The organism is Frankia sp. BMG5.23 (genome assembly GCF_000685765.2).
GTDB lineage: Bacteria > Actinomycetota > Actinomycetes > Frankiales > Frankiaceae > Frankia > Frankia casuarinae.
Genome location: NZ_JDWE01000019.1, coordinates 18,290 through 36,159, shown reverse-complemented (window position 1 = coordinate 36,159; position 17,870 = coordinate 18,290). Strand labels below are relative to the sequence as shown.

Sequence of the window (17,870 nt, the reverse complement as noted above, 5' to 3'; positions counted from 1 at the left end):
CCCGGGGCATCCGGTGGCCGGCGGTGGACGTCCACAGAACGTGGGACGTGGAACGTGGGACGTGCTCGATGGACCGGCCTACCCGCCACGTCCGTGTTGAACGATCGTTGTTGAACGATCATTGAGGAAACCGGGCGGGTGGCCATCGCCATGCCGCCGGTCGGCTGATAGCGTCTGATGCCACCGTCCGCCGGGTGACGGTAGGTTCGGGGGCGCATGGTGCTGGCTTTTGAGGGTACCCGATGAAGAACTACTTCTTCATCTCCTATGCGGCAGATGAGGATCGGCGCTGGGTGCAGCGCTTTCACGCCGATCTCGAGTACGAGCTGCGGGTTCAGGTCGGCTCCGCGGTGGGCGGAATCCTGGACACCCGTCCGCGTCCCGGCATGGACGCCGACCTGGCCCTGGCCGCCGGCGCCGGCGGAACCCGCGTGATGGTGGCGCTCTGTTCCGATCCCTTTTTCAGGGACGCCTGGTGCGGGCGCGAGTGGGAGGTCTTCCACTCGCGCATCGAAAATTTCAGCAAGGCCGGTGCGACCAGACTGGAGGACGGTTTCCTCCGGGTGCTGTGGCGTCCGACGCAGGATCCCGTCCCGGCGGTCGCGACGAGGGATCTCGCGGACGCGAGCGCGGGACTCCCCGACACCTATCGCCAGCGCGGCCTGCTCTGGATGATGCGCAAGATGCTGCTCGGGGCGGGCGGGTACTACTGGTTCGTCCGCATGCTCGCGGCGCGGATCGTCGCGGCCCAGCAGATCACCCTGGACCCGGTGCCCGACCTCGCGGTGCGCCGCGCCGCCGCGGCCTTCGGCTCCCACCCCGGCTCGTCCGGGGACCCGTCGGAAGCGATGCCCCCCTTCCTTCCGCTGGCCGGGTCCGTGAACGGGAACGGGAACGTGAACGGGAACGGGAGAGCCGGTTTCCGGACCCACGGCGACGGCGACGAGGCGCGGCGCGCGGCTTCGATCGGGACGGCACCCCCCGTGCCCACGCCGACTACCACCTCCCGCCGAACCACGCCGCCGGTGGCGTCTGACGTACCGTCGCCGCAGACGCCGCTGGCGGAGGTCTCCCGTCTGGTCGCCATCAGCTACGTCGGCGCCGACCAGGAGTGGGCGGACTGGCTCGAATACCTGCTGCGCCGCGGCTCCCACCGGGTCGTGCAGGTCAGATGGGCGCAGAGTAGAGGTGAGCGGCTGGCCGAGACGGTTGACCGCATCGCCGCGCGCCGGCCGGATGTCACCGTGGCCCTGCTGTCGCGGCACTACCGGCCGCCCCGCCCGGAGAACCCCGGCGAGACCGAGATCGAGGCGTGGGAGCGGCTGGGGCTGGCGGGACCGCTCGAGAATCAGGTCATCCGGGCGGTCATCGACCGCGAACCGTTACCCGAGCCGCTGCGGACGCTGCCGAAGCTGGATCTGAGCCGGTTCGAGCCGACCGCGGTCGACGGACTGCTGGCGGGGATACGGGCGGGAGCCCGGCGATGAACGCCTACGCCCGGCCCGGTCGTCGGCCCGGCGATGCGCCCCCGGTGTGGCGCAGCCGCCGGGAGAACGAGCTGTTCGCCGGTCGCGACGACGAGCTGGAACGCATCTGGGACGGCCTGACCCGGCATCGGCGGGTGGTGCTGGTGCCGGAGGGGGACCAGTCCGACATCGGGGAGACCGAGCTCGCCGGCGAGTACCAGCATCGGTTCAAGCTGCGCTACGACGTCTCGTGGTGGGTGGACTGCTCGACGACCGCCGCCGTCCCCGGGCAGATCGGCGAGCTCTACGAGCGGGCCCGCACCGAACTTCCCGGCCCCCCTCCGGGCGCGGCCGACGCCGGGCCGGAGTCCACCGCGGGATGGTTGGTCATCTTCGCGGGTGTGGGCAGTCCGGACGAGGTGGCGGAGTTCCTGCCCGACGGCGAGGCGCATGTGATCATCATCGCCGACCGCGCCGTGGGCGCCTGGCGGGACCGGACGATGCCCATCGGGCCATTGCGTCGTCGCGAGTCGGTCATGCTGCTCACCAGCGCGGCGCCGATGGTCGACCCGGCCACCGCCGCCCAGCTGGGGGAGTTGGTCGGACACCGGCCCGCCCTGCTCGCGGAGATCGCCGGGTACCTGATCCGCGAGGCGGTCGTGTCGCCGGAACTGTGTCGGCGCCTGCTGGAGATGGCGGCGTCGCGGCCGACGCCGGCCGTCCGGGACGCCGCCGGCGGTGACCAGTCGTCCCGGGCCCAGGCGATGCGTGGTTCCGGAACCCCCGCCGGGGCCGCGTCCGGGGCCGCAGCCGGGGCCGGGGCCGCCGTCATGGTCGCAGGCGAGGTACGTGACCCGGTAGGGCGCAACGCGGCGCGGGCACCATCGATTCCTGTGATCAACAAGCACGGCTGGCCCCCCCGGGAGGTCGACGAGCTCGTCGCGGCCCTGATGCGGGTGGAGTACATCGCTGACCTGGCCGGTTTCGACCACTGGTTCGACGAGCTGACACGGATCCTCGGTCGCACGATCGCGCTGACCTCCCCGGTCGTCGCGGTCCGCCTGACCACGCTGGTCAGCGAGGCGGTCGGCCAGCCCGATCCCGGCATGCTCGACGCCTTGCTGCAGGCCCTCGACCTGGTCGCGCCGCGCGACGACCGGTCCGTCGTGGACTTCCGGCGCTTGGTGACCGAGCTGCAATCCCACTGGAGCGGCGCGGGCTCGGCGCTGCCCGGCATGTCATCACCGGTGCCCGCCTACCAGCTTCCCTCCTGGCCACCGCTGCTGTCTGGAGTGCCCTCCTCACCCCCGCCCAGCCACGGGCCGTCGGGCACCCCGACCTACTACTTCTTCACCAGCCACGCGCACCGCGACGACCGGGATCGCGTGGCCATCTTCCATCGGGAGCTCGAGCTGGAGCTGCGCCGCAAGGTCCGGCGCCGGATCCGGCCGACGGGATTCTTCGACGCCGACCGGCTGGGCGGCGGGGAGCACTGGCCGACCTCGCTGCGCGACGCGGTGCGCACGGCTCCGGTGCTGGTCGCGCTGTGGTGTGACGACTACTTTGAGAGCGACTGGTGCGGCCGGGAGTTCGGCGTTTTTCAGGAACGTATCCGCCGGGCGACCAAGCCGGGCGGGAACCCGCCGTCCGGGATCATTCCCGTGCCCTGGCTGCGGCGGGACGCCGAGGTACCCGAGGCGGCCCGTGAACTCCACATCGCGCATATGGAGCTTGGTCGTCAGTATGACAACCTTCCGGTCCTGGATTTGATGCGCCATCCCGCCGCCTTCGCGGAGTATGTAAGTCTGCTGGCCTACCGGGTCATGGATGTCGCTCGCGACCAGCTGCCGCCGTTGGACGCCGAGGTGACGGAGCTCGTCCGTTCCCCGTTCCACCATCAGCCGTGAGCTGCACGGAGCCGTGATGAGCTGCACGAACACCCCACGGCCGGCACCCGGCGGCAGCGCGCCGCGACCGTCCCGCCGTACCCGGATCCCCGCGGTGAAGAATGTGGTCCGACCTGTGCGAGCTGCCGTGGACGTGGGAGGCCCGGGTGCGATGGTAGGGCAGAGGCCCTGCGCCGAAAAACGGCGTGAGGGGGACCTGTGACACCGTTCTTTCTGGTCCATCACGCGCTCGCCGGCGGTGACAGCAGCTATGTCGAACGTTTCTTCGGAGATGTACAGAATGCGGTTTACGAGCGCCTCGGCTATCGTGAGGTGTTCACTGGCGAGGCGGCCGGCGCGGCGGAGTCCTCGCCGGCGACGGGGGGCCGGTCCAATCCCGATGCGCTCCTGGCGCCGGTGATGGTGGCGCTGTACTCGGACGCCTACTTCACCGACCACCAGTGCCTGCTGGAGTGGTCGCTGTTCCGGGAACGGCTGCGGTGGCACCACCATTTCACCGGTCGGAGCTCTCCGGCGCTGGTCGGTGTTCCCTGGTCCATCCGATCGGTACCCGTGCCGGCTCAGATCGCGGAGGCGGGGATGCTTGTCGGCGACTTCGGCGCGGGCTACACGGCGAGCGGCGCGTTGCAGCTGATCCGGACCGGTTCCGCCTCGGTCTGGTACCAGCAGTTGACCGAACGGGTCAGTGAACTGATCGTGCGTGCCCGCGGCGACGAGCCGCCGGCACTGTCCACGCGTGACGTGGAGTTCGTCGAGCGGTCGGGGCGGACGGACTGGGTGTCGGCCGGTCGGGGCCGGGGCACCCGCTGGTCTGCCGGCAGCTCCGCGACGCTGCTGATCCCGCCGGCTCCCCTGGTCCCCCTGGCCTCGACGGTTCGCACGGCTCCAACCCCGGCGGCTCCAACCCCGGCGGCCATGGCTTCGGCGGCCATGGCTCCGGCCCGAGCCGGTGGCCGGGAGCGTCGATGGCGGATGGCCGATCCCGAGCACACCCGTCGACCCATCCTGCGTCGTGCCGGCGCCGCCGAACTGGACGATGACGATGACTGAACTTTCCAGGCAACCACCGGAACCGGCGGGTCACGACACGCCGGGCGGGCGCGCCGGCAGGCCGGCGCAGATCATCACCTTCTACTCCTACAAGGGCGGTTCGGGGCGCACGATGGCACTGGCGAACGTCGCCTGGCTGCTCGCCGCCTCGGGTAAGCGGGTTCTCACCGTCGACTGGGATCTGGAGTCTCCCGGCCTGCACCGGTATTTCCGCCCGTTTCTGCAGAACAGGGAGCTGGACTCGAGTGACGGCGTCACCGAGATGCTCCAGGGTTTCATCCGGGAGATCGACCGGCTCCAGGACGCGCCGCCGTCGACATCCGCGGAGCAGGCCTCCGTGCCGGACGCCGACGCGGTGCGCGAGATCATCGCCCTGCACGGCGACTTCCGGCACAACATCGAGACCATCGAGTGGCCCGGGTTCCCGGGCGTCGGACGGATCGACTTCCTCGGTCCCGGCCGGCAGACGTCCACGAGCGCGGTGCTGGTGGCCACGGTGCCCTGGTCGACGCTGTTCGAGGACGCCGACGGCCGGGCGTATTTCGCCGCGCTGCGTGAGCGCATGCGGTTCGCCGACTACGACTACGTCCTCATCGACAGCCGGACCGGCACCTCGGACGCGGCCGGCGTCTGCACCCAGCTCCTGCCGGACACCGTCGTCATCGGATTCGCGCTGAACAACCAGTCCATCGACGGCGGCGCCGGGGTGGCCCGCGAGATCCGTAACAGCAAGCGGGACATCCGGGTGCTGCCCGTCCCGATGCGGGTCGAGGACACCGAGCAGCGCAAGCAGGAACTGCGCCGCCGCGCGGCGTTCCACGCCTTCCGCCCGGTGTTGGCCGACCTGTGCGGTTCCGACCCGGAGGCACAGCGGAGCTTTCTGATCGGCCTGGAGATCCCCTACAAGGCGGTCTACGCCTACGAGGAGGTCCTGGCGGCCTTCCAGGAGGATCCCGCCAGCCGGCTCGGCGTCCAGGCCGCCTACCGGATGCTCGCCGGAGAGCTTGCCGGCGCCCCGATCGATGCGCGCCCCGTCCCGCCACAGGATCGGGAGCGGGTGCTGCGGGACTTCGAGCAGTACGGACCGCCCGCTCCGCGGTCGGTGGCGATCTTTGGGGCGCCCGAGGACCGGCCCTGGGCGGACTGGCTGGTGTCGGTGCTGGGAGCCACCGGGGTGCGGATCCGACCGCTGCCCCCGATGGCGCTGACCCCCGCCGACTTCCCCGCCGTCGAGTCACTGATCGTGATCGGATCACCGCATCTGGGCCCGGACACCCCGGGTGAGTCCCTGGTGCGCGAGCAGATCCAGACCCGGATCCGCCAGCGCGGCTCGCGGGCGGGGGTGGTGGTCGTCGAGGTGGGTTCGATGCGGCTCGACTCCGCCTACCATGGAGCCGAGATCATCTCCCTGCCCGCGCGGAACGAGCGGGACGCGGGGGTCGTGGTCCTCGAAGGGCTGGGGCTGCCCGTTCCGCGGGCCCGACTCGACGACCTGCGGGTGGTCGCACCCCGGTACCCGGCCCGCCGGCCCCGCTTCTGGTCGGTGCCGGCCAGGTTCGCCCAGCCGTTCGTCGGACGGCACGCGGTGCTGGACGAGCTGCGCGACCGGCTGCTGCCGGGGGGCCGACCGAGCGGGCTGTGTCCCCTGCTCGGCCCGGACGGCGTCGGGAAGAGCGCCATCGCGGCCGAGTACGCGCACCGGTTCGACTCCGACTACGACATCGTGCACTGGATCTCGGCGGGTGACGCCGCCTCGGTCCGGGCGGGCCTGCGCGACCTCGCCGAGCGGCTGCGTCCCGGCAGCGACGTCCCGGACGCGCAGCGTTCCCCGAGCGAGCAGCTCGAACGGGTCGCCCTGGACGCGCTGCGCCAAGGCGACCCCTCGGCGCGCTGGCTGCTTGTCTACGACGGCGCCGCCGACCCGCGGACGCTGGCCGGGCTGTTGCCCGTCCCGACCGGCAACGGCCATGTCCTGCTGACTTCGGCGGATCCGGCCTGGGACAGTGAACCCGGCGCGTTGTGGGTGGACCCGTTCACCCCGGCCGAGAGCCGGGCGTTCCTGCGCCGGTGGCTGCCCGAGGTCGGTGAGGACCGGCTGGCGACGATCGCCGAGCGGCTACGGCATCAGCCGTCGGGCCTGCGCACTGCGGTCGGGCGGCTTCGCCAGGACCGGCGGGGAGTGCCGGTTGACGATCGTGCCGTCGACGCCTACCTCACCCAGCTCGCCGGGGTCGCACCCGAGCAGGCAACCTGGACGGTGTCGTTCGAGACCCTGCGCACCAGCGACCGCGCGACCCGGCGGGCGGCGGCCCGGCTGCTGGAACTGTGTGCCTTCCTGGCCCCGCAGGGCGTGCCGCTCGCCCTGCTGGAATCCCCGGTGATGCTGCGCCATCTCGCCGAGGCGGTGGGGGACGACGCGATCGCCGACCCGACCGTGCTGCCCGAGCTGTGGGCGGAGATCCGCAAGCCCCGGCTGGCCGAAGTCGACACCGTACCCGACGGTCAGTTCCGCCTCGCCGCGCGCTGGCAGCGGCTCCTCGTCGAACGGATGCAGCCCGCCGAGCGGACCGCCGCCCGCGAGGCGGTGCTCGGCATCTTCGCGGACATCGCCGCGGCCGCTCCGCGGCCCTCGGCCGCCGCGGGCTGGCCGATCTACCGGATGCTGGAGGGTCAGATCCTGGCCTCCGAGGCGATGGAGAGCCCGGCACCCAAGGTTCGGCAGTGGCTGGTGTCCCAGGTGTATGTGATGTGGCGGTCCGGCCGGCTGGAGTTGGGCCGCGGCATCGCCGAGGATGCGTTGCGCAGATGGCGCGACCTGTTCGGAGCGGACGACCCGCTGACCCTGCGGATGGCCGCCCACCTGGCCATGGTGCTCCGCGGTCTGGGACGGTTCCAGGAGGCGTACGACCTGAACACCGACACCCTCGCCCGCCAGCGCCGCCACCTGGGCATTTTCCATCGCCACACATTGATCACCGCGATGAGTTACGGCATCGACATCCGGGAGCTCGGCCGGTACGCCGAGGCAGCCGCGGAGGAGAGTAGCACCCTGGTCGGTTTCCGCGACCGGCTCGGCGACAACCACCTCGACACCCTCATGGCCGCGAGCAACCTCGCGCTGTCCACCTTCCTGGACGGGCGGGCCCGCGAGGCGCTCCACCTGAGCCTGGACACCATGGCGCGGCTACGCCTGGCGGGGGCCGAGGGCACCTCGCAGTTCTGGTGGCTGCAGGCGCGGGCCGGGATCTGCCATCGGGAGCTGGGCGAGCTGGAGCAGGCGGAGCGGTTGCTGCGGGAGGCCGCGACCAACCTCGCCGGCATCGAGGGGGCGACGACGCACCTGACCCTGCGCTGCAACAAGCATCTCGCGGTCGTCCTGCGCCTGCGGGGCAGCCCGGACGCGGCGAGCCGCCTCGCCGGTGAGACGCTCGAGCGCTACACCGAGATCTACGGGGCGTCCGACCTGGGCACCCTGGCCTGCCTGCTGAGCCGTGCCGGCCACCTGCACGCGCTGGGCGAGCACCACCGGGCGTCCGTCGAGGCCGAGTCGTGCCTGCGGGAGTACGAACGTCTCCACGGCCCCGAGCATCCGTTCACGAACATCTGCCGCTCGGATCTGTCCATCTACCTGCGCGCGGACGGGCGGCTGGCGGAGTCCCGCGCACTGGCCGAGCAGGCCCACCTCACGCTGGTCGACGAGCTCTACCAGCACCACCCGTTCGCGCTGGCCGCCGGGGTGAACCACGCCGCGAGCCTGGCGGCCCTCGGCGAGACCGAGGCGGCCCGGGCGCTGGACGAGGATCTGTTGCGCGAATCCGAAATGTCACTGGACAGCAGCCATCCCTACCTCCCGATAATGCGGGAGAACCTGGCGGTCCTCACCGGCCGGCAGGCCGGCGGTGGGCGTGGCCATCGAGAAGTCGACATCGACATCTCCAGCATCTGAGTAGCGTGATGAGGTCGAGCGACGAGTGCACAGTGGCAATCCGCCGGCGGCCGGTCCGCCCGGACCGGGGTTTCCGGTCCGGCGTCGGCCGCCACCCGCCGGGAGCGGCAGAAGGATGAGCTGATGGTGACTGTTCCTGATGATGTTGTCGAACCCCGCATCGTCACCGCGCCGCATGTCGGCGACGAATACAACGGCATCCGGCAGAAGTTCCGCGGGACGGTGGCTGTCACGGGTGCCCAGTATCTCGAGTACTACGTCCACGGATTGCCGACGGTGTCGGCCGATCTTCTGCACCATCCGCGGCTGGCCGACTGTTTCCGTGGTTCACGCACGGTGGAACGGGCCCGCCGGGACTACGAGATCATCGGCCGGCAGCTGAACCACCGGATGACGGAGCTGAACACCTCGCTGGCCGCTCTCGCCAACGGGCGGCTAATCCGGACGGTCTTCGCCGCGCAGGACCGGGCGGTGCTCTACTTCGACGTCGACGAGGGGCAGTACATCGTCGGGGTCTCCCTCGGCGCGGACGCCATCGAGTCCGCTGACCTGACGCTCTCGCGGACCGCGACGGAAATCCGGGCGGCCCGGGGGGTCGGCGACCCCAACTACGGCGGCTATCACCGGGGGGACGGCACGTTCCTTCCGTCGCCCACCCGCGCCGACGGTAGCCCGGACACCGGCTCTCATCCATTCGTGTCGTTGCCGAGGCCGTCGGCGCCGGTGTTCGCCAATCCCTGGGCATCGCTGATCAAACGGCGTTGGTCACCCGCCGGGGACTCGCGGGAGGAGGAGTTCCAGGCCCAGGCCGTCAGCGTCCTGAAGCCCGGTGACCTCCAGTACATGGCCCTGGTGCGCGGCGGCACGGTGAGCGCCGCCGACCTGATGGACCACGACGACCTCAACGAATTCTTCGTCGGTCTGAGCCGGGAGGCCCGCCGGGAGGGTCTCGTCAAGGTCGCCGCCAAGTTCCTCGCCCTGAGCGATCTGCTCGACGGTCTGCTGCGATCGGTCCTGAACCGCCGATTGACCCGCACCGTTCTCGACGTGGAGAAGGGTGCGCTGTACTTTCATCGCCTCAGCCGTGACGAGTTCCTGATGGGCGTCACCCTGGATCAGCGTCGGGTGTCCGAAGCCGACCGCCGCTTCCAGCTGCTCGTCCGCCGACTGACGGCTTCGTACGGCTGTTGAAAGGCGCCGGATGACGCCAGGCGAATCCCGTCGATGGACGGGATCATTGTCGATGTCCTCGCGTATTCTTCGTCGAGCAGGTCCCCGCGTCGCGCCGACGCGTACCCGTTGGTGGGGAGGCCCCACATTCATGGCCCACGATCTGATGCCCGTGCCGTCCGGTCTGGTGGATCTCTGCGAGGTCGACGTCGACCGGCTTGCCTCCCTCGCGGGTCCACCCTCGGGAGAATGGCAGCGCTGGATCGCCGCCTGGATCGGCCACCCGGGCAGGCCGCTGCCCGGGGACGTAGCTCTGGCCCTGGGCGGGGATCTGGACCTGACCGACTACCTGCCCAGGACCACATCCTTCGGGGAGATGCCGGACGGCACCGACCCCCCGAAGCCGCCGCGTCTGCCCGGGGTCGCCGCCTGTTCGGGCGGACGGCCCGCGTCCGGTGGCGCCATGACGTCGGGTGGCGCCATGACGTCGGGTGGCGCCATGACGTCGGGTGGCGCCATGACCCACGCCTCTCGGCGGCTCGTCCGTCCTACCGGATCCGCCCGTCGGGTGGTCTCCCCACCCGTCGCCCGGCATCGGATCACCCCGAGGGACATCGAGGCCGTGGCGGGCGGGTCGCCGGGTGCCGCACCGCTGCGCGAGCTGCTGCGGGGTCAGATCAGCAAACGGATGCTGATGCTGTGGGCGTTGCTGCGCGGCCTTGAGAACGCCGACCTCGACGACGCGACGCGCACCTGCGTAGATGAGGCGCTGCGGGTGCTCGGGGACGCTCAGCGGCGGGCCCGCGACGCCGTCCACGACCTGCTCCTGCACCCGACGATCGGGACCTGGCTCGCCGGCAGCCTGCGGCGGTGCTGGCAGGGGTCGGCCGGACCCGACCTCGACCGCCTCGGTTATGTGGGTGGGATCGCGGTGGCCGCCGCCCTGCGGGCCCGGATGCCGTGCCGGGTGCCGGTGCGGATCATCGACGGGCTGGTGTCGATCCCCACGATGGGCGTCGTCGGGTCGGGGGCCACGAGCGGTTGGGGCGTCGCGCACGTGTCCGACCGGCGGGTGACGCTGCGTGGCAGCGCCGGGTGGGGACCGGCCGGTGGTGACGGCTGGACTCCGGCGCGCATGCTGTCGAGCACTGTCGACGGTCACCGAATCGCACTGACGCTGGAGGACACCGACCCGTTCCGGGCCGCGGACACGCTTCCCCTGCCCGTCGCCGCGCGCTGCGACGAGGCGGCGGCCCGGTGGCAGCGCCTGCTCGACGGCGCCTGGAGTGTGCTCGCGGGCGACGACGGGGTGCGGGCGGAGGAGGCCGCCGCGGTCCTGTCGGCGCTGGTCCCGTTGCGTGAGGTCCCGGACCGGCCCGGCACCGGCGTCACCGTGATCGACGCGCTCGGCGCGCTGATGGTCAGCCCGCCGACCGACGCGCTGTGGCTTGCCATCACCGTCGTGCATGAGGCGGCGCACACCAGACTGGAGATGCTGAGCGATCTTGCGCCCCTGGTCGGCCCGCACGACGGCTCCGTGCACTACGCTCCCTGGCGGCCCGACCCCCGGCCACTCGCCCCGCTGCTGCACGGCGCCTTCGCCTTCGCCCAGATCGCGGCCTTCTGGGCGGGGCGGTGGGCCCGGGACGGCGCCGGGTCGGATCTGGGCGCGGCGTACGAGTTCGCCTGGTGCCGGGACGCGGTCTCGGCGGTGCTGCCCGTGCTGCGGGATGCGGCCGGGCTCACCGAGGCGGGCCGCCGGTTCGTCTCGGCCATGGGCGCCAGGATCGACGTCTGGATCGCCGCCGACCTGCCGATCGCGGCCACTACCACAGCCGCCACCGTGCTGCGCGACGTCGCCGTCGTCTGGCGGCTGCGTAACCGCCGGCCCGACCGCGACCACATCGAGAGATGGGCGCGGGACTGGGCTGCCGGTCGGCCCTGCGGACGGCCGGTAGCGCCGTCGTCCCGCCTCGTCCCCCAGACCGAGCCGTACAGCCCGCACCGCCACGCCCGGCAGGCACTGACCTCGCTGCGGTTCGCCATGCCCGACCGGTTCGCCGGGCTCGCTGGTTCTGCCGGGCTCGATCCGGCGGCCTGGCCCGTCAACGCGACCCTCGGAGACCTGCTCTACGTGCGCGGAGACCTCGGCCGCGCGGCCGAGGAGTTCCGCCGGGAGCTGCAGGCCCGTCCGGGGCGGGCGGAGTCGTTCGCGGGGCTGGCCCTGGTGCTGGCCAGACGGGCCGGGGGACTGGAGCGCCGGCTCTACCTCGACCACCCCGAGGCGTTGCTGGCCCTGAGCGTCCGGATCAGGGAGCTGACCGGCTCCACCCCTGACCCGCGCACGCTCGCGCGGTGGATCGCGGCGGGAGGCCCCGGTTACCCGGATCGCTCGTGGCGATCTCTCAAGACGAGGCCGCTACCGGTCGGTGCCCGGCGATAACCCGACGGCGGGGATGCCGGCTGGGATGCCGTCCCGCCGGCCGCATCCCGCTCCGTTCGCGATGACGCATTCGGCGAATCCGGAACAGCGAGTTTCCGCGGGCCGCGTTGACTTCGTGCGCACTCCAAGTCCTAACGTCTTCGTATGGCCACGATCGAGGCGCTCACGGTGACGTCCTCCCCTCCGGCCGTGACGCCGTCTCCGGCCATGGTGGCGGAGCCGGATCAGGGCTGGTGCGCGCGGTTGGACCCGGCGGTCCGCCCGGATGGATGCGACCGGTCCGTTGATCCGTTCGCGGTCGGTCCGGGGGGTGCACCAGAGGCCGCCGGGACCCTCACGATCGCCGAGGCCGCCGCGGCCACCGGAGTCAGCGCGCACACGCTGCGGTACTACGAGCGGGCGGGGCTGATGCGGGACCCGGTCGCCCGTGCCTCGTCGAGCCATCGGCGCTACACCGTCGAGGACGTCCGCTGGGTCACGTTCCTGACCAAGCTGCGGCTCACCGGCATGCCGATCCGGGAGATGGCGCGCTACGCCGAACTGGTGCGCGCCGGGGAGGGGAACGAGGCGGAGCGTCTCGCCCTGCTGACCGAGCATCGCCGCCGGGTCCTGGCGCGCCTCGACGAGGTGCAGCGCAACCTCACCGCCATCAACGTCAAAATCAGCATTTATCAGGACATCTACCAGGAGAGGGTCGTCCGCTGATGCGCAGGGTCGCACTAGGAAGCCAGGGCCTGGAGGTCTCCGTCCAGGGTCTGGGCTGCATGGGAATGTCGGAGTTCTACGGCGCTGGCGACGACGCCGAGTCGGTCGCCACCATCCACCGGGCGCTCGACCTCGGGGTGACGCTGCTGGACACGGCGGACATGTACGGCCCGTACCGCAACGAGGAACTCGTGGGGCGGGCGATCGCCGGCCGCCGGGACGAGGTGGTGCTGGCCACCAAGTTCGGCATCATCCGTGACCCCGCCGACCCGACGGCGCGGGGGATCAACGGCCGTCCGGAGTACGTGCGCTCGGCCTGCGACGCATCCCTGCGTCGCCTCGGCGTCGACCACATCGACCTGTACTACCAGCACCGGGTCGACCCGAAGACGCCGATCGAGGATACCATCGGCGCGATGGCCGAGTTGGTCAGCGCCGGCAAGGTGCGCTACCTCGGGCTCTCGGAGGCGGCACCGGCCACCATCCGTCGTGCCCACGCCGTCGCCCTGATCACGGCCCTGCAGACCGAGTACTCGATCTGGTCCCGCGAGCCGGAGGCCGAGATCCTGCCGACCCTGCGGGAACTCGGCATCGGGTTCATCTCCTACAGCCCGCTCGGGCGTGGCTTCCTGACCGGCACCTTCCGCTCGGCCGCGGACTTCGCCGCCGACGACTTCCGCCAGCACCTGCCGCGGATGCACGGCGACAACTTCGACGCCAACCTCGCCGTGCTCGCCGAGATCGAGAAGCTTGCCGCGGAGAAGAACGTGACCCCCGCGCAGCTCGCGCTGGCGTGGGTGCACCACCAGGGCGACGACGTCGTGCCGATCCCCGGCACGAAGCGGCGCCGCTACCTGGAGTACAACGTCGCAGCCACCAGCATCACGTTGACGGCCGCCGAGGCGGAGCGGTTGGGTGCGGCGGGGGCGGGCGTGGCGGGCCCCCGCTATCCCGACATGTCATCCGTCAACGGATAGCGAGGCCCGGTCGAGTCCGCCGCGGTGGCGGGTGCCGCGCCGCCCGATTCCCCGATGGTGGCGGGGGAGCCGTGAGAACGGGAGCCGTGACGCGTGAGGTGGCCCGCCACCTGTCCTCCGCCGGCCCTGCTGCCCGCCGGCCCTGCTGCCCTGCGACTTGGCCGGACCGGCCGGACCCGGCGATCTCAGGCGTCGCCGGTGGGACCGTCCTCCAGGTCGCCCTCGGTACGCAGGTACAGCTCCTGCAGCGCGTCGAGGGTCGCAGCCTCCGGGTGCTCCCACAGGCCGCGCGCCGCGGCCTCCAGCAGCCGTTCGGTGATGCCGTGCAGCGCCCAGGGGTTGGACTCGGCGAAGAACTTCTGGTTCTCCGGGTCCAGTGCGTAGGTTGTGGCGAGCCGTTCGTACATCCAGTCCGCGACCACGCCGGCGGTGGCATCGTAGCCGAACAGGTAGTCGACGGTGGCGGCCATCTCGAACGCCCCCTTGTAGCCGTGCCGGCGCATCGCCGCGAGCCACCGCGGGTTCACCACCCGGGCGCGGAAGACCCGGGAGGTCTCCTCGGACAGCGTTCGGGTGCGGACCGCCTCCGGCCGGGTGCTGTCGCCAATGTAGGCAGCCGGCGCCCGGCCGGTCAGCGCGCGTACGGTTGCGACCATGCCGCCGTGGTACTGGAAGTAGTCGTCGGAGTCGGCGATGTCGTGCTCGCGGGTGTCGACGTTCTTCGCGGCGATGGCGATCCGCCGGTAGGCCGACTCCATGTCCTCCCGGGCGGGGGTGCCGTCGACCCCGCGGCCGTAGGCGTAGCCGCCCCACGTCGCGTATACCTCGGCGAGGTCGGCGTCATCGCGCCAGTTCCGGCTGTCGATCAGAGGCAGCAGCCCGGCGCCGTACGCCCCCGGCCGGGAGCCGAAGATACGCAGGGTGGCCCGCCGTTCGTCGCCGTGCCCGGCGAGGTCCGCACGGGCATGGGCGCGCACGAAGTTGTCCTCGTCGGTCTCGTCGAGGCCGGCGGCGAGCCGGACCGCGTCGTCGAGCATCGCCACCACGTACGGGAACGCGTCCCGGAAGAAGCCGCTGATGCGCACGGTGACGTCGATGCGGGGCCGGCCGAGCTCGGCGAGGTCGATCGGTTCGAGCCCGCTGACCCGCCGCGACGCTTCGTCCCAGGTCGGACGGATGCCGAGTAGGGCGAGCACCTCGGCCACGTCGTCGCCGGAGGTGCGCATCGCGCTGGTTCCCCAGGCGGACAGGCCCACCGACTCGGGCCAGGTGCCGGTGTCGGCCCGGTACCGATCGAGCAGGGAGGTCGCCATTGCCTGGCCCGTCTCCCAGGCGAGCCGGCTGGGGATGGCCTTCGGGTCGACCGAGTAGAAGTTCCGCCCGGTGGGCAGCACGTTGACCAGACCCCGCAGCGGCGAGCCGCTGGGACCGGCCGAGACGTAGCCGCCGTCGAGGGCGTGCAGCACGGCGGTGACCTCGTCGGTGGTCCGGGCGAGCCGCGGCACGATCTCCGTGGCGGCGAACCGCAGCACGGCCGCCACCGTCTCCCGGACCGGGTCGGTCTCCGCGTCCGCGTCCATGCCTGCCGGGCCGTGGACTTTCCTTGCCTTTCCAGAGGCTTTTGTGTCCGGTTTATCCCTCTGGATAGGCAAGGGGGGCAAGGGGATGGTCGCTGGCGAGGGAGGGGGGACGAGGACGGTCGTCACCACGTCGGATGCGGCCGACGGGTCCCAGGCGCGTTCCTCCATCGCCGTTACCAGGGCGAGCGCCGTCGCCTCGGCGGCGTCGACCGTGCCGCGGGCCGCCCGGTCGTCCTCGACGAGCCCGAGGGCCTCCCGCAGCCCCGGCAGGGTGACGCGCCCGCCCCACATCTGCCGGGCCCGCAGCATCGCGAGCACCAGGTTGATCCGCGCCCCGCCGGTCGGTGCTTCGCCGAGCACGTGCAGGCCGTCGCGGATCTGCGCGTCCTTCACCTCGCACAGCCACCCGTCGACGTGCAGCAGGAAGTCGTCGAACTCGGCGTCGTGCGGCCGGTCGGTCAGTCCCAGGTCGTGATCGAGCCGGGCGGCCTGGATCAGCGTCCAGATCTGCGCCCGGATGGCCGGCAGCTTCGCCGGATCCATGGCGGCGATGGTGGCGTGCTCGTCGAGCAGCTGTTCCAGGCGGGCCAGGTCGCCGTAGCTCTCCGCGCGGGCCATCGGCGGAACCAGGTGATCGACCAGGGTCGCGTGCGCCCGGCGCTTCGCCTGCGTGCCCTCGCCCGGGTCGTTGACGAGGAACGGGTAGATCAACGGCAGGTTGCCGATCGCCGCGTCGGTCGGACAGGACGCGGACATGCCCACGGTCTTGCCGGGCAGCCACTCCAGCGTCCCGTGCTTACCCAGATGGACGACGGCGTGCGCGCCGAAGCCGCCGGAACTATCGGAGCCGCCGGAGCCGCCGGCGAGCCACCGGTAGGCGGCGAGGTAGTGGTGGCTCGGCGGCAGGCCGGGATCGTGATAAATGGCGACCGGGTTCTCCCCGAAGCCGCGTGGCGGCTGGACCAACAGCACGATGTTGCCGGCCTGCAGCGCGGCGAGCACGATCTCCCCGTCCGGATTCGCGGACCGGTCGACGTACAGCTCGCCGGGCGCGGGCCCCCAATGCCGTTCGACGCTCTCCCGCAGGTCGGCGGGCAGGGTGTCGAACCACGCCCGGTACCGCGCCGCGCTGATCCGGACCGGGTTGCCGGCGAGCTGCTCCTCGGTCAGCCAGGCCGGATCCTGCCCGCCCGCGGCGATGATCGCGTGGATCAGGGCGTCACCGTCCTCGGCCGTGACCCCCGGCAGCGCGTCCGGGCCGTCGTCGGGCCCGATGTCGTATCCAGCCGCGCGCATCGCCCGCAGCAGGCGCACGACGCTCGCCGGGGTGTCGAGGCCCACCGCGTTGCCGATCCGGGAGTGCTTCGTCGGGTAGGCCGAGAGCATGAGCGCCACCCGGCGTTCGGCCGGTGGGACGTGCCGCAGCCGGCCGTGCGCGACGGCGATGCCGGCCACCCGGTCGGCGCGTTCGGTGTCGGCGACGTAGCTTGTCAGCCCATCCGCATCGATCTCCTTGAAGGAGAACGGCACGGTGATCAGGCGCCCGTCGAACTCGGGGATCGCCACCTGTGTCGCCGCGTCCAGCGGGGACAGCCCGTCGTCCGACTCCGCCCACGTCGCCCGGCCGCTGGTCAGGCACAGTCCCTGCAGGATCGGGATGTCCAGCGCGGCCAGCGCGCCGACGTCCCACGCCTCGTCGTCGCCTCCGGCGCAGGAGTGCGCCGGCTGGCTGCCACCCGCGGCGAGCACGGTGACGATCAGCGCGTCCGCCCGCCCGAGGGTGGCGAGCAACTCGGGTTCGGCGGCGCGCAGCGACGCGCAGTACACCGGCAGCGGATCCCCGCCGGCACGCTCGACCGCGGCACAGAGTGCCTCGACGAACGCGATGTTCCCGGCGACGTGGTGCGCGCGGTAGTACAGGACACCGATGACCGGCCGCACCGCGACCGGCCGCACCGCGTTCCCCGCGAGGACGTCCGGGACGTCCCGGCTGGCTGATGCGTCCGGGGTGGCTGATGCGTCCCGGCTGGCTGATGCGTCCGCGGCCCGGTCGAGCACCCCCCAGGCCGGGATGGTCACCGGTGGGGCGAATCCGGTACCGGACAGTAGCAGGGTGTCGGCGAGGAATCGGTGCAGCTCGCCGAGGTTGGCCGGACCGCCCTGGGTTAGGTAGGCGTGTGCCTCGGCACAGATGCCGCCGGGCACCGTGGAGACGGCCATGAGCTCCGCGTCCGGGGTCTGTTCGCCACCGAGCACGACCACCGGGCGCGGGCCGGCGAGCAGCGTGTCGAGCCCCTCCTCCCAGGTCCGCCGGCCGCCGAGGATGCGCACCACGACCGCATCGGCACCGCTGGTCAGCGCCGGGAGATCGGCGACGGAGAGCCGGGCCGGGTTGGCGAGGCGGTAGCTGGCTCCGCTCGCCCGCGCGGAGAGTAGGTCGGTGTCGGACGTCGACAGCAGCAGGACGACCGCGTCAACCTCCGTCTCCCCGGCTCCTGGTGTCTCCCCGGCTTCGCGGGCGAACGCGGTCGACGGATCGTCGGAAGGGTCGTCGGACGGATCGGTGGGAGGAGTCTGCACAGGCGACATGGTGATGCCTTTCCCGGGGGTCCACGCCCCGCGTCGG

Annotated in this window: 9 protein-coding genes; 8 read left to right on the top strand and 1 reads right to left on the bottom strand. The window is 71.9% G+C overall.

Annotation, left to right across the window (positions count from 1 at the left end):
• The first annotated feature begins 242 nt into the window (after positions 1 to 242).
• The 8 genes from BMG523DRAFT_RS11050 (at position 243) to BMG523DRAFT_RS11015 (ending at position 13,664) form a co-directional block, all read left to right on the top strand.
• Complete coding sequence (locus BMG523DRAFT_RS11050) at positions 243 to 1,487, top strand: toll/interleukin-1 receptor domain-containing protein (protein WP_011435949.1); 1,245 nt, start codon at positions 243 to 245, stop codon at positions 1,485 to 1,487.
• Positions 1,484 to 3,373, top strand: coding sequence for a toll/interleukin-1 receptor domain-containing protein (locus BMG523DRAFT_RS11045; RefSeq protein ID WP_043591076.1), 1,890 nt, complete (start codon positions 1,484 to 1,486; stop codon positions 3,371 to 3,373). Before BMG523DRAFT_RS11050 ends, BMG523DRAFT_RS11045 begins: the two co-directional genes overlap by 4 nt.
• A 198-nt stretch (positions 3,374 to 3,571) precedes the next feature.
• The gene (locus tag BMG523DRAFT_RS11040) at positions 3,572 to 4,423 is read left to right on the top strand and encodes a hypothetical protein (RefSeq protein WP_035910626.1); all 852 of its coding nucleotides are present in this window, start codon (positions 3,572 to 3,574) and stop codon (positions 4,421 to 4,423) included.
• Positions 4,416 to 8,369: an FxSxx-COOH system tetratricopeptide repeat protein gene (gene fxsT, locus BMG523DRAFT_RS11035; RefSeq protein WP_051623840.1), complete on the top strand. Its 3,954-nt coding sequence runs from the start codon at positions 4,416 to 4,418 to the stop codon at positions 8,367 to 8,369. The genes BMG523DRAFT_RS11040 and fxsT overlap by 8 nt, the downstream gene beginning before the upstream one ends.
• Before the next feature lie 123 nt (positions 8,370 to 8,492).
• The gene (locus BMG523DRAFT_RS11030; RefSeq protein ID WP_043591074.1) at positions 8,493 to 9,560 is read left to right on the top strand and encodes a hypothetical protein; all 1,068 of its coding nucleotides are present in this window, start codon (positions 8,493 to 8,495) and stop codon (positions 9,558 to 9,560) included.
• Between the two features lie 130 nt (positions 9,561 to 9,690).
• Entirely contained in the window at positions 9,691 to 11,982 is a 2,292-nt protein-coding gene (locus BMG523DRAFT_RS11025; RefSeq protein WP_043591073.1) for an HEXXH motif domain-containing protein, read from the top strand.
• Between the two features lie 144 nt (positions 11,983 to 12,126).
• Positions 12,127 to 12,687 carry a MerR family transcriptional regulator gene (locus BMG523DRAFT_RS11020; protein ID WP_235463071.1) on the top strand — a complete coding sequence of 187 codons (561 nt, stop codon included), beginning with the start codon at positions 12,127 to 12,129 and terminating at the stop codon, positions 12,685 to 12,687.
• Entirely contained in the window at positions 12,687 to 13,664 is a 978-nt protein-coding gene (locus BMG523DRAFT_RS11015; RefSeq protein ID WP_011435956.1) for an aldo/keto reductase, read from the top strand. The genes BMG523DRAFT_RS11020 and BMG523DRAFT_RS11015 overlap by 1 nt, the downstream gene beginning before the upstream one ends.
• 185 nt (positions 13,665 to 13,849) lie before the next feature.
• On the opposite strand, the gene cobN is transcribed toward BMG523DRAFT_RS11015, so the two are convergent.
• Positions 13,850 to 17,833, bottom strand: coding sequence for a cobaltochelatase subunit CobN (gene cobN / locus BMG523DRAFT_RS11010; protein ID WP_235463067.1), 3,984 nt, complete (start codon positions 17,831 to 17,833; stop codon positions 13,850 to 13,852).
• Positions 17,834 to 17,870: the final 37 nt, after the last annotated feature.

What these genes read in the sequence shown, in the direction of transcription:
- BMG523DRAFT_RS11050 (WP_011435949.1), top strand. Translation starts at nt 243, where the DNA reads ATGAAGAACTACTTCTTCATCTCCTATGCGGCAGATGAGGATCGGCGC.
- BMG523DRAFT_RS11045 (WP_043591076.1), top strand. Translation starts at nt 1,484, where the DNA reads ATGAACGCCTACGCCCGGCCCGGTCGTCGGCCCGGCGATGCGCCCCCG.
- fxsT (WP_051623840.1), top strand. Translation starts at nt 4,416, where the DNA reads ATGACTGAACTTTCCAGGCAACCACCGGAACCGGCGGGTCACGACACG.
- BMG523DRAFT_RS11030 (WP_043591074.1), top strand. Translation starts at nt 8,493, where the DNA reads ATGGTGACTGTTCCTGATGATGTTGTCGAACCCCGCATCGTCACCGCG.
- BMG523DRAFT_RS11025 (WP_043591073.1), top strand. Translation starts at nt 9,691, where the DNA reads ATGGCCCACGATCTGATGCCCGTGCCGTCCGGTCTGGTGGATCTCTGC.
- BMG523DRAFT_RS11020 (WP_235463071.1), top strand. Translation starts at nt 12,127, where the DNA reads ATGGCCACGATCGAGGCGCTCACGGTGACGTCCTCCCCTCCGGCCGTG.
- BMG523DRAFT_RS11015 (WP_011435956.1), top strand. Translation starts at nt 12,687, where the DNA reads ATGCGCAGGGTCGCACTAGGAAGCCAGGGCCTGGAGGTCTCCGTCCAG.
- cobN (WP_235463067.1), bottom strand. Translation starts at nt 17,833, where the DNA reads ATGTCGCCTGTGCAGACTCCTCCCACCGATCCGTCCGACGACCCTTCC.